The following is a 21129-nucleotide window of genomic DNA, read 5'->3' as shown; positions in this document are numbered from 1 at the left end:
CTCAGCTCACCACCCGGCGCGCCGCCGCCACGATTCCGGACGGCTGGGGGAGCGCCGCCTCCTCCAGCCGACGGGCGTACGGAATGGGGACCTCCGCGCTGCAGACCCGTTCCACGGGCGCATCAAGGTCGAAGAACGCCTGTTCGCAGATACGCGACTCGACCTCGGCCGACAGACTGCCGCTGCGCCAGCCCTCGTCCACCACGACGGCCCGGTGGGTCCGGCGGACCGAGCCGACGACCGTGGCGTCGTCCAGGGGCCGCAGCGTCCGCAGGTCGACGACCTCCGCGCTGATTCCCTCCCCGGCCATCGCCTCTGCGGCTTCGAGGGCTTTGGGCACGCAACCGCCGTACGCGACGATCGTGACGTCGGTGCCCTCGCGGCGGACGGCCGCGCGGTCCAGGTCGACATCGTGGACCGCCGGATCGAGCATGCCGACCGCGTTGTAGAGGCTGCCGTGTTCGAAGAGCAGGACCGGATCGGGGTCGGCGAGCGCGGCCGCCAGCACATGGCGGGCGTCGTCGACCGTGGCCGGCGCCAGGACCCGGAGCCCGGGGATGTGCGCGTACCAGCCTTCGAGGCTGTGGGAGTGCTGGGCAGCCAGCTGTCGTCCCGCGCCGGTCGTCATGCGGATCACCAGCGGCACTCCGAGCTGTCCGCCGGACATGTGGCGCAAGGTGGCGGCGTTGTTGAGGATCTGGTCGAGGGCCAGCAGGCTGAAGTTGACCGTCATGATCTCGACGACGGGCCTCATCCCGGCCAGGGCGGCGCCGATGCCGGCTCCGACGAACGCGGACTCCGACAGAGGCGTGTCCCGGACGCGATCCGGTCCGAACTCCTCCAGGAGGCCGAGGCTCACGCCGAAGCAGCCGCCGTAACGGCCCACGTCCTCGCCCATGAGGAAGACCCGGTCGTCCGAGGCCAGGGCCGCGCGCAGCCCCTCTCGCAGGGCCTCCCTGTACGTGGTGGTGCCGTCGTCGGGATGGGCCCGCGGTCGCGTACGCGTGGTCATGACGGAGCCTCCTCGTGTCGACCGGTGACATGGAGCAGTAGGTCTTCGGTCGGCTCCTCGGGTGCCTGTTCGGCCGCCCGGACGGCTCGGTCGATCTCCTCCATGACCTCGTGGTCCAGTGCTTCCAGCGCGGCGGTGTCGAGGAGACCGGCTGCGGTCATGCGGTCGGTGAGGCCCGTGACGGGGTCGTGCCGCTTCCACTCCTCGACCTCCTCCTTCGGCCGATACCGGTCGGGGTCGTACATCGAGTGTGCTCGGAAGCGATACGTCCGCATCTCCAGGAAGTGCGGTCCGTTGCCGGCGCGCATGGACTCGACAGCCCCGCGTGCCGCCTTCTCCACGGCGTGTACGTCCATGCCGTCCACGGCCCAGGCCGCCATGCCGTACGACGCGGCCCGCAGGGCGAGGTCCGTCTGTGCGTGTTCGCGGGCGAGGGCCGTCCCCATCGCGTACAGGTTGTTCTCGCAGACGAAGAGCACGGGCAGTTCCCAGAGGGCCGCCAGGTTGGCGGTCTCGTGAAACTCGCCCTCGGCGAAGGCCCCGTCACCGAAGAAGCAGCAGGTCACCGGGGACTCGCCGCGCATCCGGTCGGCGAGGGCAAGACCGGCCGCGAGCGGCAGTCCGCCGCCGACGATCGCGTTGCCGCCGTAGAAACGGCGGTCGGAGTCGAAGAGGTGCATGGAGCCGCCGCGGCCGTGGCTGCACCCGGTGGTCTTCCCGTACATCTCCGCCATCACGGCCTCGGGCGGTACCCCACGGGCCAGCGCGTGGCCGTGTTCGCGGTACGTGGAGACGACCGCGTCCCGCTCGTCGAGCGCCTGGTGGACGCCGACCGCCACCGCCTCCTCGCCGATGTACAGGTGGACGAAGCCCCGAATCGCCGCCGCGCTGTACAGCTCGACGCACCGTTCCTCGAACCGCCGGATGAGCAGCATCTGCCGCAGGAGGTCCAGGTCGTGGGATGCCGCAGGAGCGGGGGAGGGTGTCGCGGCTCTACGAGTGCGACGGTGACGCTTCTTCTGCGACGTCCCGGCGGACATGCCGTCGTGTGCGGTGGCCATCACGGCTCCTTCCCGGACATGCCGACCGTCCCGGCCGGTTCGGGTGCCTCCAGCGTTGACACATCGCCTTCGGGCAGGCCCAGTTCTCGGGCTCGGAGCAGGCGGCGCATCACTTTGCCGCTGCGGGTGTGGGGCAGGTCCTCGACGAACTCGATCTCCCGGGGAGCGACGGCCGGGCCGAGGCGCCGTCGGGCGAACGCCATGACGTCGCGCCCCAGTTCGTCGTTGGGCGGATACTCGGGGCGCGGCAGCACGAACGCCTTGACGATCGAACCGGCCAGCGGATCCGGACGTCCGATGACACCGGCCTCGGCGACGGCCGGATGCTCCATGAGCGCGCTCTCCACCTCGAACGGCCCGATGAGGTGCCCCGCGGACTTGATGACGTCGTCGGCCCGACCCACGAACCAGTACCAGCCGTCGGCGTCGCGGCTGACGAGGTCGCCCGTCAGGTACCACCCGTCCGCGAAGCACGCTTCGTACCGGCTCGGTTCGTGGAGGTAACCGCGGAACATCGACGGCCAGCCGGCCCACAGGGCGAGCTCGCCCTGGGCACCCGGCTCCTGGAGGATCTGGACGTGCCCGCCGGTGACAGCGGCCCGCCCGTCCTCGCCGCATGCCAGTACGGCGGCCTCGACACCGGGAATCGGTCGGCCCATCGAACCGGGCCGTACGGGATCGGCTGCGAAGTCGGCGATCATGATGGCGCCCGTCTCGGTCTGCCACCAGGTGTCGTGGACCGGTAGCCCGAGCGCTTCCTGGCCCCAGTGCACGGCCTCGGGATTCAACGGCTCGCCGACGCTCGCGACGAACCGGAGGGCGGAGAGGTCGTGGCGCGTGGCAGGCGTCGCGTCGCCACCGCGTGGCGCGGCCCGCATGAGCATGCGCAGCGCGGTCGGGGCCGTGTACCAGACGGTGACCTGCTGGTCGGCGAGGATCCCGTACCAGCGGGCGGGGGCGAAGTCCCCTTCGTCGACGACGGTCGTCACCCCATGGGTGAGCGGGGCGATGATGCCGTACGACATGCCGGTGACCCATCCGGGGTCGGCCGTGCACCAGAAGACGTCGCCCTCGTGCAGATCCAGGGCATAGGCGGCGGTGACGTGATGGGCGAGGACCGCCTCGTGCACGTGTATCGCGCCCTTGGGCGTGCCCGTCGTGCCGCTGGTGAAGTGCAGCAGTGCCGGCTCGGCCGGATCGGTCGGCCCCACCGTGTACTCGTCCGGCGCGGCGGACGTGAGAGCGGGGAAGGAGAGGGTGTCCGGGGGTGGGTCGGTGCCGGGGTCGAGGAGCAGGACGTGGCGCAGGTGCGGAAGTCGGGACCGTATCGGGGCCACCTTGCGCTCATACAGCTCCCGGGTCGTGACCAGGGTCCTGGCGTTGCCCAACCCCATGCGCAGCGCGACGGGTTCGGGTCCGAAGGCGGTGAACAGGGGGCACAGGACTCTTCCGGCACGCAGCGTGCCGAGGACGGTGCTGTACAGCTCGAACCGGCGGCCGAGTAGGGTGAACACCCGCTCGCCGCGTTCCACGCCCAGTGTCTCCAGTACGTGCGCGAAGCGGGAGCTCTCGGCCGCGAGTCGGGTGAAGGTCACCGTCTGCACCGATCCGTCACGGGCGATGCAGCGCAGCGCGACGTGTTCGCCGTGGCCCTCCCGCAGGTGCCGGTCGACGGTCTCGTACCCGATGTTGATGCCGCCGTCCGGCAGCCCGGCGAGCCGGGACCGTGCGCGCCGCCAGGAGAACGTGTCCCGGGCACTCTCGTAGTCGGGCATGACCGGGGCCACCCACAGGGCCTTCATCGCGGTTGCTCCACGTCGAGCGCGAGGTTGTCGTAGGAGTACTCGATCGATTCGTGCAGGGCGACCACTCCGTCGACCGAGCGGCAGAGCCGCACGATCACGGGGATGTCGGCGCGCTCGTCGACTCGGCCCGTCAGCCTGACGACTCCGTCGTCGACAGTCACACGGATCGTGTCGGGGGCGAGGCGCAGAGTGTCGGACAGGACGTCGTGCTCGATCTCGTCGCGGATCGCGGTGTCACTGCGCAGGAAGGGGCGCAGCAGGTCACTGCGGCTGATGATCCCGACGAGTCGACCAGTCTCGTCGGTGACGGGCAGCCGTTTGATCCCCTTGCGGTGCATCGTCCGGGCCGTCTCGACGAGATTCCAGTTCGGCTGGGCCGTGACAGCGGGCGAGGTCATCAGCTGGGCGGCCGTCTCCGCATCGGGCGACCCTTTCTCCTGGGACAGCAATCGGACGCCCGTTGGGCGGCCCTCCGGATCGGGGAGCTCGGCTGTGGTCCGCAGCAGGTCGGCCTCCGAGACCACGCCGAGCAGGCGTCGGTCCGGGTCGACGACCGGGACCGCCGAAACGTCGTTTTCGGCGAAGAGCCGGGCGATCTCCTTGAACGAGGTCTGCGGGGCGGCAGTGACCACGGAGTGGGTCATCACCTCGAAAACCGTACGGTGCTGCATGACGGTCCTCCTTCACGGGACGTGGCGGCCCCGGTAGATCTCACCCTGCTGCGCGAAGCCCACCCTCGGGCAGTGCCGAATGGTCCCCTTCCGGGACTGTTCGCCCCTATGACGGTCGGCCGGCCAGGACGCACGGTGGAGGCGAGAGCACCGGTCTCGGGGAGGCCGCGGCCGGGCGCGCGGGGCCGGGAGGCGAGAGCGATGACTGCGACCGGAACACGGCAAGCCCAGGAGAGGCCACGCGCCGGGCTGTGGGCTCATGTCGGAGACCGGCTGATCGTGGGTGGTGCCACGGTCGGCGACGAGGGGCGTGACGGTGAGATCGTCGGGCTGCACCACACCGACGGAACTCCCCCCTTCGACGTCCGATGGTCGGACACGGGCCGGGTGACCCTGGTGTTCCCGGGCCCGGACGCGCGGGTCCAGCACTTTCCGGCGCATGACGCGACGCATGACGCGAAGGCCGCTACGCGGTCGTGAACTCCGCGGCCGCGTCCACCACGCCGGGGACCGCCCGGGCGAGCCGCAGAGCCAGATCCGCAGATACGGACTCGGGCAGGCGCCCAGTGAGCGTCACCGCGCCGGCCGCGACCCGTACGGTGAGCGCGGTGTCGCCTTCCGGGAACAGGTGCGTGAGGAGTTCGTGCCTCACGTCCTCGGCGACTTCGGCGTCGGAGCGCAGGTAGACCTTGAGCAGGTCGCCCCGACTGACGACACAGAATGTCCGCCTCGGACACCACGCCGACCACCCGCCCCTCGGCCGACAGCACGGGAACCGCGCTCACGCCCCAGCGCCGCATGGACCGGACGATCTCCTTGACCGGTGCGTCGAGCCTGGCGGAGACCACCGCATGGGTCATCACGTCGTCGACGGTACGTGGGTGCTTCATGACCGGCCTCCGGTGCTTCTGCGCTCTGAGTCACGCGTGGTCCGGGCGGACCACGCCCGGGGCCGACCGGCCCTACCCAGCGCCCGCCACCCGGTGCGAGCGTGGCAGCAGGTCACCACTCGACCCGGAAGGCGGTGGGCACGATGGAGTCGCCCCTGGTGGTAGGAGTCGACGGGTCCGATGCCAGTCTCACGGCGTTGGACTGGGGCGTCGACGAAGCGGTACGGCACGGGGTTTCCCTACGGATCGTCCACGCCTCGATGTGGGAGCGGTACGAAGGAGTCGTGCCGACCTGGGCCACAGACCGGCCCTCGGGCCAGGTCCTCGCCGAGAACATCGCCGGCATCGCGGCCGAACGCGCCCGGCGCCGTGCGCCCGACCTCCCTGTCACCACGGACGTCCTCGCTGAGGACGCCTCCACCGGGCTGCTCAGGGAGGGAGGGGACGGCTCCCTCCTTGTCGTCGGGTCCCGAGGGCGCGGTGAGTTCGCCGACCTTCTGCTCGGATCCGTCAGCCTCGTCGTGGCCGCCCGGGCCCACTGCCCGGTCGTCGTCGTCCGTGGGGATCGGCAGGCACTGGAGGCACGCCACGGGCGCGTCCTGCTCGGCGTCGGAGAACACGACATCGACTCGCCGGCCGTGCGGTTCGCCTTCCGTGAGGCTGCGGTCCGGGACGCCGAACTCGACGTCGTCCGCGCCTGGCGACGACCGGCGCACGGACCGGCCGACCACCTGCTGATGAAGCGCGCCGGGGGAGCCTATTTCGCGGAAGAGTCCACCGAACTGCTCGACAAGGCCCTTGAGGCCGCGGCGTCCGAACATCCCCAAGTCCGCCTGCGCAGGAGCTCGGTCGAGGGCCCCGCCCACACGGTACTGACCGAGCGCTCGGCCGCCGCCGACCTGTTGGTCGTCGGGGCACGACGCAGGGACAGACTCGTCGGCCTGGAACTCGGCAGGGTCGCCCACCGCGCCCTGCACCATGCCTCGTGTCCGGTCGCCGTCGTACCCCAGCAAAATCCGGAGCCCAGGGAAGGAGACCGGTGATGAACACGGCCGATGACCGGCACGCGCCGCACGTCACGAGCGACCTGGGCCGCCGCGTCGCGGCCCGGCGCACGCAGCTGGGCCTGTCCCGGGAGGAAGTGGCCGAACGAGCCGGCTCCGCACCGAGCTTCATCGCCTACGTCGAGGAGCAGGTGCCGATGCCGGGGAGCGAATTCCTGGTCAGGCTCGCGAACGCCCTGGAGACCACCGTCCAGGATCTCACCGGGTACGGGTCGGACCTCGCGCCCGGAGGAGGCAACGCGGGACACCGGGCACGGATGGAGGAGATCGGCGAGGCCGAATGCTGGGAACTGCTCAACAGCCACGGCGTCGGCCGGATCGCCGTCGAGGGAGAGGACGGCCCGGCGGTCTTCCCTGTGAACTACCGAGTCGTCGACGGGGAGATCGTCTTCATGACCGCCGCCGACTCGGCCCTCGCGCGCGCTTCGGCGTCCGGAGCCGAGGTCGCCTTCGAGGAGGACCGCCTGGACGAAGCGTTCAGCCAGGGTTGGAGCGTGCTCCTCGTCGGTCCGGTACGCACGGTGTCGGACGAGACCTCGGTACAGAGGATCACGGACGCCGGCCGCCCGGAGCCGTGGGCCGGGGAGGGGCGCGACACCATGGTGACGCTCTCGCCGCGCCGCGTGACCGGCCGCCGCATCCGCGTGCCGGGCGCGCCCGGCACGCCGTCGGGGTCTGCCGATCAAGGGCCGTCGCGCGCATCGCGGTCTGCGTAGGCCGAGTCTCGGGAACGTCGCGCCACGCGAGCGATCGCGAGTGCCGGTCCGTCAGTTGCCTCGCTCTCCCGCTCCGGTAGAGCGCGGCAAGCGAGATGGTGTCTTTCCGCGCCGGCCAACGGTGGAGTCGTCGCCGTCCGCTCACAACAAGGGGACGACGGCGACCGGCGCGGGGCTGTGGTGGATGACCGCGTGGGCGACATGGCCGAGATGCGCGCCGAGGGGGACCTTCCGGCTCCGGCGTCCCACGATGACGAGCTGCGCGGTCTGTGACGCCTCGACCAGCTGGTAGGCAGGCGAGCCCACCACGGCCGTGGCCGCCACGTCCACGCCCGCGTACCGCTTCCGCCAGGGAGCCACCAGGTCGTCGAGACCGCCGAGGAGTTGGCCGCCCAGCTCCTCGCCGATCCCGGGATCCATGACGGCCGCGTAGCCGTACGAGGCGGGAAGCGTCCAGCTGTGCAGGAAGCGCAGCGGCGTGTTCCTGCGGGCGGCTTCATTGAACGAGAACGCGAGCAGGGCCTCGCACGGGTGGTAGATGTCGACGCCGACCACGATTCCGCCTTCGGGAGTCACGGGGGCGCCCTCCGCGCGCACGAGGACGACGGGCCGGCGCGCCGAGCCGACGACGGCAAGGGAGACCGAGCCGACGATGAAGCCCCGGACGCCACCGAGCCCACGCGATCCGAGCACTGTCAGATCCGCCTCGTTCGCGGCGGCCGTCAGTTCCTCGGCCGCCCGACCCCGCGCACGCTCCGTGAGTACTTCGAGGCCGGGGTGGTCCTTCCGCACGCGGTCCGCCTCATCCCGCAGGAGACTCTCGCTCCGCTCGCCCATGGTGCGGGCGTATGGCAGGGGCACCTCAGGGGTGTTCGGCCACTCCTCGACGTGCACCAGCCGGAGGGGCACTTCACGCAGCACCGCTGCCGTCGCCGCCCAGCCCACGGCGGCGAGGCTTTCCTTCGAGCCGTCCAGACCGACGGTGACCTGAGCAGTCATGGCATGCCTCCTCAGTCGTGTCCGCTCCGTTCCGCGCGAGGTCCGGATCGGAGAGGACATCCCGAATTCCAGGCTGGTGGTGCCGCGCCTCCCGGCAGCAGGGCCGGGCAGGTCTCGATCGGGGCCGAACGGCCCATCGCGAGCATGCCCACCACGGTGTCAGCGTGGGAGGTGTCGCCCCTTGGGACGTGCCCCTGCGAGGGGCGTACCTCGGAGGAGGAAGCCATGACCAGCGAGATCCCCGCTCGACCGGAGCTCGGCAACGTCGTCGTGGGAGTCGACGGGTCCCCCTCCGGGCGCACGGCCGTGCTCTGGGCCGCAGCCGAGGCGGACCGCCGGGGGCGGCCCCTGCATCTCGTCCACGCCGCCGACACCGACCGCCGGGCCCTCTTCGCGAATGCCGAGACGATCCAGGCGATACGCGAAGCGGGCCGCGACCTGCTGATCGAGTCCGCGAGCACGGTCCAGGAGCGCTTTCCGGACCTTGCCGTCACAAAAGAACTGAGCCGCCAGGAGCCGGTCGCCGGCCTCCGGGCGGCCGCCGGCCACCGGGGCACGATCGTGGTGGGCAACCGGGGGCTCGGTGGCTTCTCCGCGCTCATGCTCGGCTCCGTGGGTCTGGGCGTTGCAGCCCGCGCCGAGACGCCCGTGATCGTCGTCCGCGGTGACAGCGACCGCCCCGAGTCCGGCTCGGTGACGGCAGCCGTGCACGGCGCCTCGGATCTCGGGTGGCTGCTCGTCGCGGCTGCCGAGGCGGATGCCCGCAAGGCGGTCTTGCGACTGGTGAGCGTCTGGAACGTGCTCACCCACGTCGGCATGGTCGCGACCATGCTGGACGACCTCGACGAGATCGCGCGGCAGCGCGTGCACGAGATCAAGGCGCTCGCCGACCGCGTGCGTGACTTCTATCCCGGGCTCATCGTCAGCCATCACGTCGAGACGGGCACGAGCACGCCCGGGATCCTGGTGGAGGCGAGTGCCCACACCGATCTGCTCGTGATGGGCAGAGAACACCGTGTTCTGGGCGCAGGCCCGTCCCTGGGGCGCGTCGCCCACGTCCTGCTCCACCACGCCCACTCACCGGTGGAGATCGTCCCACCCGCCTTCGCCACCCGGGTCGAGAAGACGTGAACGAGATACTGCTCGGAATCGACCCCCGGGAGCAGTCGATCCCCGCTCTCGTCTGGGCCGCCGACGAGGCCGTACGAAGAGGGCTGGCGCTCCGCCTCGTCGTCGCCGTACCGCCCGCCCACGACAGGCTCCGCTACGACGCGCTTGCCCACCAGAGCGCCCTGCGGCTCCGGGCGGAGTCGGCGATCGCCAACGCCGAAGACCTCGTACGGGAACTCCACGGCGGTCTGCGAACCGCGACGGAACTCGTGAACGGTGTGCCGGCGACCGTGCTCCACGACCTGGCGGCGCACGCCGCACTCGTCGTCGTGGGCTCGCGCCGTCTTGGCAGGGCGGCCGAAGCGTTCAGCGAGAGTTCCGTGGTCGTCCCGCTGACTGCGCGGGCCGAATGTCCCGTCGTCGTGGTCCGCGAACCCGAACACAGCGCCGTGCACCCACCGACCCTCGTCGTCGGCGTGGACGGAAGTGAGTCCTCACAGGCCGCGGTCGCCTTCGCCGTCGAAGAGGCGAGCATGCGCGAGGCGCGACTTCGCGCCGTCTGGGTCTGGCCCCCGTCCGTCCTCGCCCACGACGATGTGGCCGAGGGGCTGGCCGAACGCCGTCGGCTGCTGGCCGAGTCAGTGGCCGGGTGGGCGCAGAGGTACCCGGACGTTGCCATCTCCCAAGAGGTCGTTCGAGGACACCCGGTCGAGCAACTCGCCCTGGCGTCCCAGCAGTCCCTCGCCCTGGTCGTCGGCCGCAGAGGCCGCGGCGGCTACTCCGGCATGCGGCTGGGTTCGACGGTCCACGGCCTGCTGCACCGCGCCATGTGTCCCGTGATCACCGTCCCTCTCCCGTGGCGCGAGGGGCGGACCGGCAACCCTGCATGGGCCGATCGGTCCCGTTCCGGTACGACCCGACCGGCCCCCGCCCGCTGACCCGCTCGGCACTGGGGCGCTACGGCCTCCGCGCGGGACGGTGGGGCGAGAGGACGACCCCGGTCCGTCCGCCGGTTCCCCGGAGAGGTGAGCACCATGCAGCGCATCCGGATCAGCCCCCGGCCCCGAGAGCCCCGCAGGCCGAGGCCCCTCGATCTGCGCACCCCGTCCGGCCGACAGCTCCCGTACTGAGGACGCCCGAGACCACGGAGCACGGAGGATGTCATGGGACCGATGGGACGCGTCGTACGGTTCACGGAGCTGGGCCGCTCGGATGTCGGCCGGGTGGGAGGCAAGAACGCCTCGCTGGGAGAGATGACCAACCGGCTCGGCGATGCGGGCATACGCGTACCGCCGGGCTTCGCCACTACCGCCGAGGCGTACGAGGAACTTCTCGCGAGCCACGGACTGCGCGACTCTGTCGAGGAGCAGATCGACCGCCTGCACCAAGGCGCCCCGCTCGATGAGGTCGGCGCGGCCATACGCTCGCTCTTTCTCGCGCAGCAGCTGCCCGAGCCCCTGCGGGACGCCATCCTGACCGCGTACGAGCGGCTGGCCGAGGAGAGCGACCGGGAGACACCCGAAGTGGCCGTGCGCAGCAGCGCGACGGCCGAGGACCTGCCCGAGGCCAGCTTCGCCGGACAGCAGGAGACCTATCTGAACGTACGAGGACCCGAGGCGCTCCTGGCGGCGTGCCGGCGCTGCTACGCCTCCCTGTTCACCGACCGGGCGATCGACTACCGCGAGCGGATGGGCTTCGACCACCTCGCCGTCGCCCTCTCCGTCGGCGTCCAGCTCATGGTCCGCTCCGACCTCGCCGGGGCCGGGGTCGCCTTCACCCTCGACCCGGAGAGCGGCTTCCCCGAGGTGATCGTGGTGAGTGCCGCCTGGGGCCTGGGCGAGACCGTCGTCAGCGGCCAGGTCGACCCCGACGAGTACACGGTGTTCAAACCGAGCGTGAAGGACCCTGCACTGAACCCCGTGATCGATGTGCGGATCGGCACGAAGCGGCTGAAGACCGTGTACGCGGACACCGGGCTGACCCGCACCCTCGACACCGCCGACGCCGAGCGGAACCAACGGGTACTCGCCGACGCGGAGATCCGCGAGCTCGCCGCCTGGGCGGCCGCCATCGAAGAGCACTACGGCTGCCCCATGGACCTCGAATGGGCCAAGGACGGCCTCACCGGCGAACTCTGGATCGTCCAGGCGCGCCCTGAGACCGTGCAGTCGCGCCGGCGGTCCACGACCCTGCGCCGCTGCCGGCTGACCGCCGTCCCCGGTGAAGCACTCGTGGAGGGCATCGCGGTCGGCGAGGCGATCGGCCAGGGCCCCGTCGTCGCCCTCGACGCCCCTGTCGACCTCGACCGCTTCCCGAAGGGCGGAGTTCTCGTCACCCGAGTCACCGACCCCGACTGGGAACCGGTCATGAAGAGGGCGTCGGCGATCGTCACCGACCATGGCGGACGCACCTCGCACGCCGCCATCGTCAGCCGCGAACTCGGTGTCCCCGCCGTCGTCGGCACCGGCAACGGCACCCAGGTTCTGCAGGAGGGCAGGCAGGTGACCGTGTCGTGTGCCGAGGGCGAGCGCGGACGGGTCCACGACGGCCTGCTCGCTTACGAGGAGATCCTGACCGACCTCGCGGAGCTGCCCGCCACACGCACCCGGGTGATGCTCAACCTGGCCGACCCGTCGGCCGCGTTCCGCTGGTGGAGGCTCCCCGCCGACGGAGTGGGTCTCGCGCGTCTTGAGTTCATCGTGGCCCACCAGGTGAAGGTCCACCCGATGGCGCTGCTGCACCCGGAGCGGCTCGATCCGCATGACCGTCATGTCATCGGCCGGCTCGCCGAGGGGTACCTCGACCGCGGACAGTACTTCGTCGAGCGCCTGGCCCACGGGATCGCCCGGATCGCCGCTTCCCGCTGGCCGGCCCCCGTCGTGGTCCGGACCAGTGATTTCAAGACGAACGAGTACGCCAAGCTGCTGGGCGGCCGGCCCTTCGAACCGGACGAGTCCAACCCGATGATCGGCTGGCGTGGTGCGAGCCGCTACTACAGCGACGGCTACCGCGAGGGATTCGCCCTCGAATGCCGTGCGCTGCGCCGGGTCCGTGAGGGGATGGGACTGACGAACGTGGTCGTCATGATCCCCTTCTGCCGCACCCTCGGAGAGGCGGACCAGGTACTCGCGGTGATGGCGCAGGAGGGACTCGTACGAGGTGAGAACGGCTTGCGCGTCTACGTCATGGCGGAGATACCGGCCAACATCATCCTCGCCCAGGACTTCGCGGAACGCTTCGACGGGTTCTCGATCGGCAGCAACGACCTCACCCAGCTCACCCTCGGCGTCGACCGCGACTCCGAGGCCCTCGCCCATGTCTTCGACGAGCGGGATCCCGCCGTCGTCCGCAGTGTCCAGGTCCTCGCTGCCCGAGCCCACGCGGCCGACCGCCCTGTCGGACTGTGCGGGCAGCGGCCCAGCGACGATCCGGCGTTCACCGCCATCCTGGTCGACGCGGGCCTCGACTCCATCTCCGTGGCGCCGGACAGCTTCGCAGCCGTCAAACGGCACGTGGCCCGCGCGGAGGCGACGCTTGAAAGGGGCACTGGAGGAAGGGAGGAGTGACCATGCCCAGGAAGACACGGCACCGACTCGCCCGGGACGCCGGGCCGACGGCCAAGCCCGGTCGACCGGCGGCCACAGACACGCGCCGCGGTCGCCCCGAGAAGCACCAGCCACCCGCAGAGGGAACGAACAGGCTTCCCCTGCGCCCGGTGCACACCATCAGGGTGTCGACGCTCTTCCTCTGATCTCTGAAGGAACGGCGTATCGGCCGGATCACGAGTGAGGGGGGCCTGAAAGGAGGCCGCGGCCATGACGACCGCAAGGGAGATCATGCACACCGGTGCGAGCTGCGTGCAGGAGAACGAAACCCTGATGGACGCAGCACGGCGCATGAGCGAACTGGATGTCGGCGCACTGCCCATCTGCGGGCCGGACAACCGGCTGCACGGCATCATCACCGACCGGGACATCGTGGTGAAGTGCCTCGCCAAGGGCAAGGACCCCCACCACATGACGGCCGGACTCCTCGCCCAGGGCAAGCCGATCACGGTCGATGTGGACGCCGACAGCGAGCAGGTGCTCCGCACGATGCAGGAGCACCGCGTCCGCCGCGTACCCGTGATCGACGACCACCGCCTGGTCGGCATGATCAGCGAGGCGGACCTGGCCCGGCACCTGCCCGAGGAACGAGTGGGCCACTTCGTCGAGGAGATCTGCCGCTGAAAGCACCGGAACCGTGGCGCAAGGGGCCAGTCGGTCCCGGTGCGGCCCGTTCGGCCCCGTCGGACAGCCCCCTTGGATGCTGCGCCACGTGACCTCGCAGGCGGACGATGGGGTTACGGAGTCGGACCGGCCCCGTACCCCGGTCCACCGCCCGTCCGTACCGAATCGGGCCCACGGCGACCGCCCTGGGCCCCGGGAACGAGGAGCAGAACAATGGCCGGAGGCAAGGTGGAACGCAGGCACAGCCTCTTCCCCGACTTCAACGACTGGTTCAACCGGGAGTTTCCGGGGCTGCCCGGGTGGCGACCCGCGACGGCTGCTCACTCCATTCCCGTGGAGGTGTCAAGCGACGCCGGCGGGTACGTGCTGCGGGCCGAACTGCCCGGAATGGACCCCGACGACTTCACCATCACCGTCGACGACAACCTGATCACGGTGAGTGCGGAACACAGCGAGAGCGAGGAGGACAAGGAGCACTCGGAGTTCCGCTACGGATCGTTCCGCCGGACCGTGCGTCTCCCGGCCACCATCCCGGCCGACGACGTCGAGGCGTCGTACGAGGACGGCATCCTCACCATCCGCGTCCCGATGCCCGAGCAGGAGACCGGTGCCGCACGCACCATCCCGGTGAAGCGAGGCGGCACCCCGCCCGAAGGCGCCACGTCGTGAACCCCTAAGTCCGGAACGGATCCGGGCATGACCCACCACATCGGAACGGAACTGGACGCCACCCCCTGAGCGGTGTCGCAGTTCCTCATCCGGCCACACCCGACGGGAGGTGCGGCATGACTCACCAGGAGCCTTCGGGCAGTGGGTCCGGCCCGCCTGTGGAAGGATCCCGCGGGCGTGCCGCCTTTGCCCTCGTCCTGATCATCGCCATGGTCTGCGGCGCCGTGGCCGGCGGAATGCTGTGGAACGCCGGAGCGAGGGCCGATCGTGAACTCGCCGCCCACCGTCATCAGGTGCAGGCGACCACCACAGGGCCGGCCAAGGAAACACCCGCCGCCGGGTACGGCACGAAGCCGCAGGCCCTCGCACCGGCGGCGTGGGAACAGCCGGAGCACGTCCGCCGCTCAGGGACGATCCATGTCCCGCCGAGGACGCCCCCGGGCCGCGTCGTGACGATCTGGGTGGACGACGCGGGATCCCCCACCCGACCCCCGGGCAGCGCTGCGGACCGGGCATTCACCTCTCTCTCGGGCGGTATCGCGGCAGCGGGTGCCGTCGGGGCGACGGGAGCCGGCGTGGTCCTCCTCGTACGGCGGCGGAGCGAAGGACACCGGCTCGCGGCCTGGGAACGGGAGTGGGAGCAGGTGGAACCCGTGTGGTCCGGCCGCCTGCACCGGGGAAGTGATGCCGGGGGCGACGATGACTGACCGCGCTGCCGGCCGAACCGCAGCGGATCCGAGCACCACCCCTGCCCCGGCGCTGCCCTTCGACCCCAGCGAGCCCCTGCCCAGGCTGCGTCGGGAACTCGCCACCGGGCCGGACGGGCTGTCCGCCCGCGAGGCCGCCCGCCGGCTCGCCGTTCACGGGCCCAACGAGGTACGACGCAAGGCCCGCTCCTCTTTCGCGCGGGAGCTGGTCGGGCAGCTGGTACACCCCCTCGCACTGCTGCTCTGGGCCGCCGCCGCACTGGCCTTCGTAGCGGATCTCGGGGTGCTCGGCTGGGCGATCCTGGCGGTCATCGCCGTCAACGCGGCCTTCGCGCTGCTTCAGGAACAGCAGGCCGAGCGGGCGGTGGATACCCTCGCGCGGTATCTGCCCGAGCACGCCCTCGCCGTGCGCGACGGCAGGCCCCTCACCGTGGAGGCGCGTGACCTGGTGCCGGGCGACGTGATCCTCCTGGAAGAGGGCGACAAGGTCCCCGCCGACGCGCGCGTCACCGAAGGCGGAGTGGAGGTCGATCTGTCGATGCTCACGGGGGAGTCCGTTCCCGCCGAACGCATGGCCGCGGCCGGACTCCTCGGCGCCCCGTTGCTGGAGGAGCCGAACCTCGTCTTCAGCGGGACGACCTGCGTCGAGGGACAGGCCCGGGCCACCGTGTTCGCCACCGGCGACCACACCGAGATCGGCCGGATCGCCGCCCTCAGCCAACGGACCCGGCGCGAGGCGAGCCCGTTGGAACGACAGGTCAAGAAGGTCGCCTGGCTCATCGCCGGCGTCGCCACCGGCATGGGAGCCCTGTTCCTCGTCGTCGGAGTGGCTGTCGGACTGCCGGTGACCGACTCCCTCATGTTCGCCATCGGGCTCCTTGTCGCCAACGTCCCCGAGGGACTGCTGCCGACCATCACGCTGGCCCTCGCCGTCGGGGTCCGCGCGCTGGCCCGCGAGGGCGCCCTGGTGAAACGACTCAGCGCCGTGGAGACGCTCGGCTCCACGAGCGTCATCTGCACGGACAAGACCGGCACGCTGACCCGCAACCGCATGCGTCTGAGGGCTCTCTGGACCGCGGAGCACGGAGCGGAACCCGGCCCCTGGGCGCAGGAGCTGGTGCGGGCGAGCGCGCTGTGTACCACCGTCACCCGCGAGGAGGAGGGCGAGCTGCACGGCGATCCGACCGAGGCCGCCCTCGTCACCGGGGCCGCCGACCACGGGGCTCCGGTGGATCTCGCCCGGCGCGACGCGGGACGGCGCAGACTGTTCCGCTTCGATCCGCGACTGCGGCTGATGTCGGTCGTCCAGGACGACGAGGCGACGGGTCGCCTGCGGATCGTCGCCAAGGGAGCACCGGAAGCGATCCTGGCCCGCGTCCTTCCCGGCTCGGCCACAGACGCGGCCCGCTCCGCGGCGGAGGAGCTGGCCCAGGGCGGCATGAGGGTCCTCGCCGTCGCCGCGCGGGACCTGCCGTCGGGCGCGGATCCGCCATCACACCGCCAGGACGCCGAATCGGAACTGGGACTGCTCGGTCTGGTCGGGCTGTACGACCCGCCGCGCTCCGAGGTGGCGGAGGCCGTCCGCCGCTGCCACGAGGCCGGGATGCGAGTGCACGTCGTGACGGGGGACAGCGGAGCCACCGCCGCGGCGGTGGCCCGGGAGGTGGGCATCGGAGTGCCCGGCCTGCACGTGGTCGCGGCTTCCGAGTCGCTGCGCGACGACGAGCTCGACCGGCTCCTCGTGGAGGGCGACGCCGAGATCGTCTTCGCCCGCTCCTCGCCCGAGACGAAACTCAAGGTGGCGGACACCCTGCGGGCCCACGGCCGAATCGTCGCCATGACGGGTGACGGGGTCAACGACGCCCCCGCGCTGCACCGCGCCCACATCGGAGTGGCCATGGGACGCTCCGGCACCGACGTGGCCCGCGAGGCCGCCACCATGGTCCTCACCGACGACGACTTCGCCACCATCGTGACCGCGGTCGAGTCCGGGCGCCGCGTCTACGACAACGTCCGCAAGTTCATCGTCTACATCTTCGCCCACGCGACCCCGGAGATCGTGCCCTTCCTCGTCTTCGCGCTCTCCGCCGGCGCCGTCCCGCTTCCCCTCACCGTCCTGCAGATCCTCGCCATCGACCTCGGCACCGAGACGCTGCCCGCCCTCGCCCTCGGCCGGGAACGCTCCGAGCCGGGCATCATGCAGCGGCCGCCCCGGCCACGGCACCAGGGCGTGATCTCCCGCGACATGCTCGTCCGCAGCTGGGGCTACCTGGGCCTGGTGTCGGCGGCCCTCGTCATGGCCGGCTTCTTCTACGTGCTCTGGCGCGCGGGCTGGCAGCCGGGCGATCCCACGGGCACGGGCAGCCCCCTGCACCACGCTTACGTGACGGCCACGACGGCCACCTTCGCCGGCATCGTCACCTGCCAGGTGGGCACCGCCTTCGCTGCCCGCACCGACCACGCCGCGCTGCGGGACATCGGGGTGTTCTCGAACCCGCTGCTCCTCGCCGGCATCGCATTCGAGCTCGCGTTCACCGCAGCGCTCGTCTACGCGCCACCGCTCCAGCACCTCTTCGGCACGGCAGCCCTCCCCTTGGACGTCATCCTGCTCATCGCGACGTTTCCGGTCCTGGTGTGGGGCACGGACGAGCTCCGGCGCGCCAGGCGGCGCCGTCAGCGCGCGGCACCCACGGTCGGCTCGTGACCACCCTGGTCGAGGCGGAAGGGCGGGTAGGTGTCCGTCATGAGGCTCGCGTAGGCGGCGACGCGAAGGTCCCAGCGGTTCAGGCCGAGGATCAGGGAGTCCATGATCGTCACGTCCTCGTCAGGTCGTCGTTTTCGTACGTGAGCCGGTCGACGACCCCCACGACACCGTCGACGCTGTTGCAGAGCCGGAGAAGCACCGGAACGAGGCTGCGGCGGCTGACCGTGCCGCTGAGGGTGACTTTGCCGTCCGTGACCTCCGCCGAGAGGGCTGATGGGCTCAGCCCCAGGGTGTGGGTGATCACGTCCTCGACGATCTCCTCCTGGATAGCCCTGTCCCTCCGCAGGAACAGCTGGACGAGGTCGCTGCGGCTGAGCACGCCGACGAGCTGCCCGTCGTCGTCGACCACGGGCAGGCGCTTGACGCCGGCCCGGTCCATCACGCGTGTGGCGCGCACCACGCTCCACTCGGGTCGGGCGACGACGGCGGGACTCGACATGAGCGCGCCCGCGGTGTCGAGCCCGGCCCCGGCGGCACGGCGGCGCACCAGGTCCGCCTCCGAGACCACGCCCAGTGGCCGGTTCGACTCGTCCACCACACACACTGCGGTGATGTCGAACTCGTCCAGAAGCCGCGCGATCTCCTTGAACGTCGTGTCCGGCACGACACTGACCGCCGTGGGCGTCATGAGATCTGCGACGCTGCGGTGCCTCATTTCTCGTCACCTCCTGCGTCCTGGGCGATGAGCTCGCACCGTACGTCCACCACGCCCTCGACAGCCCGTGCCAGGCGTTCCGCGAGCGGGATGCGCGTGCTGTCGCGGACCTCGCCGGAAAGGGTCACGACGCCGCCGTCGACACGGACGGCGACCTGGTGGCGGGAGAGAGGGAACAGGTGCTCGATGACGTCGTGGCGCACCTCGGCGGCGAGGTCGTCGTCCGGGCGGAGGAAGACCTTGAGGAGGTCGGCGCGGCTCACGATTCCTTGGATCACGCCGCTCGCGTCGACGACCGGCAGCCGCTTCACGCGATGGGCGGCCATGAGGCGTGCGGCCTGAGGAAGTGACGCCTCGGGGGCGACGGTGACAGCGGGCGAGGTCATCAGGTCCTTGGCCCGGCGGGAGCCGGCCTTGGCGGTGGCGTCCAGGCGTCGCATCTGCTCGACGAGGCCGAGGCGGTGGTCGTGGAACTCCTCCTTGAGGAGCAGATCCGCTTCGGAGACCACGCCGACGACGCGGCCCTCGCCCTCGACCACGGGCACGGCGGTCACCTTCCATCGCTCCATGGTGGTGACGATCTCCTTGAACTCCGCGCCGGGCAGGACGGCGACGACCTTCTTGGTCATCACGTCGGCGACGGTGAACGGCTGGGTGGTCATGACTCTCTCTCCTCAGCGGGCGTACGCGAGGCTTTCCGCGCCGAGGCGCGGCATGAGGTCGTCCAGAAGACGGCTGCGGGTGGAAAGGAGCCGACGCGCCATCGTCGCGGCGACGCAGGCGAACACGGCCTCGCCGACGGACAGGTCCTCCGCGCAGAGCTCCCTGACCGCACTCGCGTCGAACTCGAGGGCACGCACCTCGGTGGTCGCCGTGGCACCGAGGTGCCAGTGGTAAGGCGGGAACAACCACGAGCAGCCGAGGAGGGCCCCGGACGCGAGGGTGTCCACGACGGCGTTTCGGCGGCCGGGGACGTGCATGTCGAGTTCGACGCGACCGCATTCGATGATCCAGAAGCGGTCGGCATGCTGGCGCTCGTGGAAGATAGGCGTGCCCGCAGGGAAGCGGACCGGGTGGGAGTGCTCCAGGAGCCGGTCACGTGCCTCGGGGGAGAGCTCGTTCAGCAGCGTCCGCGTGGTGGTCATGATGTCCTCCAGCCCTTCCCTCACAGGCTCCCGCGCCGCGTGCGGGCACGGGGAGGGCCGCGCAGGTCACACCGGGGGACCGAAGGGCCCGCCTCAGCGGACCAGGACGGCCTCCCCGGAGCGGGGTACGACGGCCGTCCAGCCCAGTTCGTGGTCGATGCGGTCGCGTAGTGCCTCGGAGGCGGCCGGTTCGCCGTGGACGAGGTAGGTGGTGTGCGGGGGAGGGGCGCCGCGCAGCCAGTCGATGATCTGGCCGGCGTCGGCGTGGGCCGAGAAGTGGGGCACGTCGGCGACCTCGGCCCGTACGGGCACGTACTCGCCGAACATCTTCAGCGTCCGGGCACCGTCCACCAGGTCCCGCGCCCGGGTGCCGGCCGCGGCGAAGCCGACCACGACGACCGCGTTGCGCGGATCGGGGAGCAGTCGGTGCAGGTGGTGCAGGACGCGGCCGCCGGTCGCCATGCCGGCCGAGGAGACGATGACGGCGGGGCCGTGCGTCCTGTTGATGTCGATGGATTCCTGGACCGTCCGGGCGGCGAGGAACGGTTCGGGGTTCAGTGCGGCCTCTCCCTCGGCCAGGATCTCCGGCCGCAGCTCCGTGGACTGCTCGCGCACCGCATCTCGGTATACGTCGAGGGCTGCCAGGGCCATGGGGCTGTCCACGTACACGGGGACCGACCGGGGAAGGATGCCCGAGTCGCGCAGCCGGCTCAGCTCGTGCAGGACGACCTCGGTGCGGTCGATCGCGAAGGCCGGGATGACGACGGTGCCGCCGCGGGCGAGCGTCCGGGCGATCACGGCGGCGAACTCCGACCGGGCGGACTCCTGGTCGTGGCGCCTGTCGCCGTACGTCGACTCCATCAGCAGCACGTCGGCGCCCGAGAACGGCTCGGGCGGCAGGAGAAGCGGGTGTCCTGGGCGGCCCAGGTCTCCGGAGACGGCCAAAGTGTGACCGTCCTCCAGCGTGAGGTGCACCCATGCCGACCCGAGGATGTGCCCGCCGTGGTGGAGCGTCAGCCGGTTGCCGGCCATGATCTCGACGTCCTCGTCGACCGCGACGGGGTCGAAGAACGCCACTGTCTTCTCGACGTCGGAGTCGTCGTAGAGGGGCTTGGCCGGGCGGTGCTTGGACCAGCCGTGCTCGTCGGCGTGCCGTGCGGCCTCCATCTGGAGGCGGGCACTGTCGCGCAGCACGATCCCGGCGAGCCGGGCGGTGTGGGCACTGGTGAGGATCGGTCCACGAAAACCCTGCCGGACCAGGCGCGGCAGGTAGCCGCAGTGGTCCAGGTGGGCATGGGTGACGACCACGGCGTCGACGTCCGCGGCGTCGCGGGCGAACCGCTCCCAGTTGCGGCGCCGCAGGGCCGCGAAACCCTGGAAGAGACCGCAGTCGAGGAGGATCCGCGCATGGTCGCTCTCGACCAGGAACTTGCTGCCCGTGACCGTACCCACCCCGCCCAGGAAGCTGAGCAGTGCCGGGCGCGGGGTGGTGGGAGCGGGATTGGGGGCTGCTTCGGACATGGCCATCCCTCCTTCGCTGGGGGCCGGTCTCCACCCTCGCATCCGCCCGAGCCGGTCCAGAGGGTCCATGCGGGCCCGTTTCGTGGGCCGACCGGCTCATGCGCCGCAGGG

At 71.1% G+C, this 21129-nt stretch carries 19 protein-coding genes and 2 pseudogenes; 9 read left to right on the top strand and 12 right to left on the bottom strand.

Annotation, left to right across the window (positions count from 1 at the left end):
- Window position 1: 1 nt before the first annotated feature.
- Genes ACFW1I_RS00375 through ACFW1I_RS00360 form a run of 4 tightly spaced genes read right to left on the bottom strand, consistent with a single transcriptional unit; the run spans window position 2 to window position 4549 of the window.
- Entirely contained in the window at window positions 2–1012 is a 1011-nt protein-coding gene (locus ACFW1I_RS00375) for an alpha-ketoacid dehydrogenase subunit beta (protein ID WP_384664621.1), read from the bottom strand.
- Entirely contained in the window at window positions 1009–2073 is a 1065-nt protein-coding gene (gene pdhA, locus ACFW1I_RS00370; RefSeq protein WP_384664619.1) for a pyruvate dehydrogenase (acetyl-transferring) E1 component subunit alpha, read from the bottom strand. The genes ACFW1I_RS00375 and pdhA overlap by 4 nt, the downstream gene beginning before the upstream one ends.
- Entirely contained in the window at window positions 2073–3875 is a 1803-nt protein-coding gene (acsA, locus tag ACFW1I_RS00365; protein ID WP_384664617.1) for an acetate--CoA ligase, read from the bottom strand. The genes pdhA and acsA overlap by 1 nt, the downstream gene beginning before the upstream one ends.
- Complete coding sequence (locus ACFW1I_RS00360) at window positions 3872–4549, bottom strand: CBS domain-containing protein (RefSeq protein WP_384664616.1); 678 nt, start codon at window positions 4547–4549, stop codon at window positions 3872–3874. Before ACFW1I_RS00360 ends, acsA begins: the two co-directional genes overlap by 4 nt.
- A gap of 108 nt (window positions 4550–4657) precedes the next feature.
- On the opposite strand from ACFW1I_RS00360, the gene ACFW1I_RS00355 reads away from it, so the two are divergent.
- The gene (locus tag ACFW1I_RS00355; RefSeq protein ID WP_384664615.1) at window positions 4658–5029 is read left to right on the top strand and encodes a DUF1918 domain-containing protein; all 372 of its coding nucleotides are present in this window, start codon (window positions 4658–4660) and stop codon (window positions 5027–5029) included.
- On the opposite strand, the gene ACFW1I_RS00350 is transcribed toward ACFW1I_RS00355, so the two are convergent.
- Together ACFW1I_RS00350 and ACFW1I_RS00345 are read right to left on the bottom strand one after the other, a co-directional pair.
- Window positions 5016–5201: a BON domain-containing protein gene (locus ACFW1I_RS00350; RefSeq protein ID WP_384664614.1), complete on the bottom strand. Its 186-nt coding sequence runs from the start codon at window positions 5199–5201 to the stop codon at window positions 5016–5018. The genes ACFW1I_RS00355 and ACFW1I_RS00350 overlap by 14 nt on opposite strands.
- Window positions 5202–5325: 124 nt before the next feature.
- Window positions 5326–5409: pseudogene (locus ACFW1I_RS00345) on the bottom strand (hypothetical protein); the annotation flags it as partial.
- Between the two features lie 173 nt (window positions 5410–5582).
- On the opposite strand from ACFW1I_RS00345, the gene ACFW1I_RS00340 reads away from it, so the two are divergent.
- Window positions 5583–6482 (top strand): universal stress protein, encoded by a 900-nt coding sequence (locus ACFW1I_RS00340; protein ID WP_384664856.1) that lies wholly within the window; start codon window positions 5583–5585, stop codon window positions 6480–6482.
- Window positions 6482–7219, top strand: a complete 738-nt coding sequence (locus ACFW1I_RS00335; protein WP_384664854.1) for a helix-turn-helix domain-containing protein — start codon at window positions 6482–6484, stop codon at window positions 7217–7219. The genes ACFW1I_RS00340 and ACFW1I_RS00335 overlap by 1 nt, the downstream gene beginning before the upstream one ends.
- Before the next feature lie 141 nt (window positions 7220–7360).
- Here the strand turns inward: ACFW1I_RS00335 and ACFW1I_RS00330 are convergent, their stop codons facing one another.
- The gene (locus ACFW1I_RS00330) at window positions 7361–8218 is read right to left on the bottom strand and encodes a universal stress protein (RefSeq protein ID WP_384664612.1); all 858 of its coding nucleotides are present in this window, start codon (window positions 8216–8218) and stop codon (window positions 7361–7363) included.
- Window positions 8219–8443: 225 nt separating this feature from the next.
- On the opposite strand from ACFW1I_RS00330, the gene ACFW1I_RS00325 reads away from it, so the two are divergent.
- From ACFW1I_RS00325 to ACFW1I_RS00300, 6 genes are all read left to right on the top strand, one after another.
- Window positions 8444–9349: a universal stress protein gene (locus tag ACFW1I_RS00325; protein ID WP_384664610.1), complete on the top strand. Its 906-nt coding sequence runs from the start codon at window positions 8444–8446 to the stop codon at window positions 9347–9349.
- Window positions 9346–10266 carry a universal stress protein gene (locus ACFW1I_RS00320; protein ID WP_384664609.1) on the top strand — a complete coding sequence of 307 codons (921 nt, stop codon included), beginning with the start codon at window positions 9346–9348 and terminating at the stop codon, window positions 10264–10266. Before ACFW1I_RS00325 ends, ACFW1I_RS00320 begins: the two co-directional genes overlap by 4 nt.
- A gap of 234 nt (window positions 10267–10500) precedes the next feature.
- Window positions 10501–12894 (top strand): phosphoenolpyruvate synthase, encoded by a 2394-nt coding sequence (gene ppsA / locus ACFW1I_RS00315; protein ID WP_384664607.1) that lies wholly within the window; start codon window positions 10501–10503, stop codon window positions 12892–12894.
- Window positions 12895–13143: 249 nt separating this feature from the next.
- Complete coding sequence (locus ACFW1I_RS00310; protein ID WP_384664605.1) at window positions 13144–13557, top strand: CBS domain-containing protein; 414 nt, start codon at window positions 13144–13146, stop codon at window positions 13555–13557.
- Window positions 13558–13770: 213 nt separating this feature from the next.
- The gene (locus tag ACFW1I_RS00305; protein ID WP_384664603.1) at window positions 13771–14226 is read left to right on the top strand and encodes an Hsp20/alpha crystallin family protein; all 456 of its coding nucleotides are present in this window, start codon (window positions 13771–13773) and stop codon (window positions 14224–14226) included.
- Window positions 14227–14925: 699 nt separating this feature from the next.
- Window positions 14926–17637 (top strand): cation-translocating P-type ATPase, encoded by a 2712-nt coding sequence (locus tag ACFW1I_RS00300; RefSeq protein WP_384664601.1) that lies wholly within the window; start codon window positions 14926–14928, stop codon window positions 17635–17637.
- Here ACFW1I_RS00300 and ACFW1I_RS00295 read toward each other — a convergent pair.
- The 5 genes and pseudogenes from ACFW1I_RS00295 to ACFW1I_RS00275 form a co-directional block, all read right to left on the bottom strand.
- A pseudogene (locus ACFW1I_RS00295) lies at window positions 17607–17732 on the bottom strand (DUF4389 domain-containing protein); the annotation flags it as partial. The gene ACFW1I_RS00300 and the pseudogene ACFW1I_RS00295 overlap by 31 nt on opposite strands.
- A 14-nt stretch (window positions 17733–17746) precedes the next feature.
- Window positions 17747–18352, bottom strand: coding sequence for a CBS domain-containing protein (locus ACFW1I_RS00290; protein ID WP_384664600.1), 606 nt, complete (start codon window positions 18350–18352; stop codon window positions 17747–17749).
- Complete coding sequence (locus ACFW1I_RS00285; RefSeq protein WP_384664598.1) at window positions 18349–19014, bottom strand: CBS domain-containing protein; 666 nt, start codon at window positions 19012–19014, stop codon at window positions 18349–18351. The genes ACFW1I_RS00290 and ACFW1I_RS00285 overlap by 4 nt, the downstream gene beginning before the upstream one ends.
- Before the next feature lie 12 nt (window positions 19015–19026).
- Complete coding sequence (locus ACFW1I_RS00280) at window positions 19027–19497, bottom strand: cyclic nucleotide-binding domain-containing protein (protein ID WP_384664596.1); 471 nt, start codon at window positions 19495–19497, stop codon at window positions 19027–19029.
- A gap of 93 nt (window positions 19498–19590) precedes the next feature.
- Window positions 19591–21018 (bottom strand): MBL fold metallo-hydrolase RNA specificity domain-containing protein, encoded by a 1428-nt coding sequence (locus tag ACFW1I_RS00275; RefSeq protein WP_384664595.1) that lies wholly within the window; start codon window positions 21016–21018, stop codon window positions 19591–19593.
- Window positions 21019–21129 lie beyond the last annotated feature (111 nt).

This window comes from Streptomyces sp. NPDC058955, assembly GCF_042741435.1.
In the GTDB taxonomy this organism is placed as follows: domain Bacteria; phylum Actinomycetota; class Actinomycetes; order Streptomycetales; family Streptomycetaceae; genus Streptomyces.
This window is presented reverse-complemented; position numbering and strand designations above follow the sequence as displayed.

What these genes read in the sequence shown, in the direction of transcription:
- ACFW1I_RS00340 (WP_384664856.1), top strand. Translation starts at nt 5,583, where the DNA reads ATGGAGTCGCCCCTGGTGGTAGGAGTCGACGGGTCCGATGCCAGTCTC.
- ACFW1I_RS00275 (WP_384664595.1), bottom strand. Translation starts at nt 21,018, where the DNA reads ATGTCCGAAGCAGCCCCCAATCCCGCTCCCACCACCCCGCGCCCGGCA.
- ACFW1I_RS00280 (WP_384664596.1), bottom strand. Translation starts at nt 19,497, where the DNA reads ATGACCACCACGCGGACGCTGCTGAACGAGCTCTCCCCCGAGGCACGT.
- ACFW1I_RS00335 (WP_384664854.1), top strand. Translation starts at nt 6,482, where the DNA reads ATGAACACGGCCGATGACCGGCACGCGCCGCACGTCACGAGCGACCTG.
- ACFW1I_RS00325 (WP_384664610.1), top strand. Translation starts at nt 8,444, where the DNA reads ATGACCAGCGAGATCCCCGCTCGACCGGAGCTCGGCAACGTCGTCGTG.
- ACFW1I_RS00330 (WP_384664612.1), bottom strand. Translation starts at nt 8,218, where the DNA reads ATGACTGCTCAGGTCACCGTCGGTCTGGACGGCTCGAAGGAAAGCCTC.
- ACFW1I_RS00300 (WP_384664601.1), top strand. Translation starts at nt 14,926, where the DNA reads ATGACTGACCGCGCTGCCGGCCGAACCGCAGCGGATCCGAGCACCACC.
- pdhA (WP_384664619.1), bottom strand. Translation starts at nt 2,073, where the DNA reads ATGGCCACCGCACACGACGGCATGTCCGCCGGGACGTCGCAGAAGAAG.
- ACFW1I_RS00375 (WP_384664621.1), bottom strand. Translation starts at nt 1,012, where the DNA reads ATGACCACGCGTACGCGACCGCGGGCCCATCCCGACGACGGCACCACC.
- acsA (WP_384664617.1), bottom strand. Translation starts at nt 3,875, where the DNA reads ATGAAGGCCCTGTGGGTGGCCCCGGTCATGCCCGACTACGAGAGTGCC.
- ACFW1I_RS00285 (WP_384664598.1), bottom strand. Translation starts at nt 19,014, where the DNA reads ATGACCACCCAGCCGTTCACCGTCGCCGACGTGATGACCAAGAAGGTC.
- ACFW1I_RS00355 (WP_384664615.1), top strand. Translation starts at nt 4,658, where the DNA reads ATGACGGTCGGCCGGCCAGGACGCACGGTGGAGGCGAGAGCACCGGTC.
- ACFW1I_RS00305 (WP_384664603.1), top strand. Translation starts at nt 13,771, where the DNA reads ATGGCCGGAGGCAAGGTGGAACGCAGGCACAGCCTCTTCCCCGACTTC.
- ppsA (WP_384664607.1), top strand. Translation starts at nt 10,501, where the DNA reads ATGGGACGCGTCGTACGGTTCACGGAGCTGGGCCGCTCGGATGTCGGC.
- ACFW1I_RS00360 (WP_384664616.1), bottom strand. Translation starts at nt 4,549, where the DNA reads ATGCAGCACCGTACGGTTTTCGAGGTGATGACCCACTCCGTGGTCACT.
- ACFW1I_RS00310 (WP_384664605.1), top strand. Translation starts at nt 13,144, where the DNA reads ATGACGACCGCAAGGGAGATCATGCACACCGGTGCGAGCTGCGTGCAG.
- ACFW1I_RS00290 (WP_384664600.1), bottom strand. Translation starts at nt 18,352, where the DNA reads ATGAGGCACCGCAGCGTCGCAGATCTCATGACGCCCACGGCGGTCAGT.